The following is an 803-nucleotide window of genomic DNA, read 5'->3' as shown; positions in this document are numbered from 1 at the left end:
TCCGATGGCTTACCGTTTGGGTTCACTCGTACAATACTGTTCACTTCATTTTTAAGTAGAGGTGCGTTCACAACTTTACAGCTGCTTTTCCATTGCCCCATCACTAAGGCGAAGTAAAACTTCTTCACCGTTTTTTCACGGAACTGCGCTTGCAAATGGCGAAGCGCCGAGCGCTTTTTAGCAACCAGTAAAATACCCGAGGTATCTCTGTCAATACGGTGAACCAATTCGAGGAAGCGTGCCTGTGGACGCAATGCCCTTAATGCTTCAATTGCACCAAACTTCAAGCCACTACCACCATGCACTGCTGTACCAGACGGTTTGTTCAGAATCAGCATATGATCATCTTCATAAATGATCATATGTTCTAGTTCAGCAACCTTATTAAGTTTCGTGCTTGGTGCGACATCCTCTTCCTTTTTCTCAACCGTTACAGGTGGAATTCGGACTAGGTCGCCAGCTTTTAGTTTATATTCGGCTTTGATGCGCTTTTTGTTCACGCGCACTTCACCCTTACGCACGATTCGATAAATCATGCTCTTTGGAATGTCTTTTAATTGGTTACGCAAGAAGTTATCAATGCGTTGACCCGCCATGTCTTCGTCGATATCAACGAACTGGACTTGTGTTCTTATCTCGCTCATGCGCGCTATTGTAAACGTAAATCCGCGTGACTTCACATTATTCTTGCTGCAAAAGAAACACTTGTTGCGAGAATCTGCTCCGAAATACGCCAACCTTTTGTTTAGATTATTAAAACCCTTTCCCTTGTTCGGGTTTTGTTTTCTGTCTTTGGAAGTTTA

Annotated in this window: 1 protein-coding gene; it reads right to left on the bottom strand. The window is 43.5% G+C overall.

Going from position 1 to position 803, the window contains the following annotated elements; all coding sequences use genetic code 11:
- Positions 1 to 644 (bottom strand): pseudouridine synthase (locus tag R8O11_RS26660; protein ID WP_318194800.1); only part of this gene is annotated, 644 nt, incomplete at its 3' end.
- Between the last annotated feature and the right edge of the window lie 159 nt (positions 645 to 803).

Source organism: Vibrio sp. 1288 (assembly GCF_033344475.1).
The sequence above is the reverse complement of the archived record's forward strand: the minus strand, read 5'-3'. Positions and strand labels throughout refer to the sequence as shown.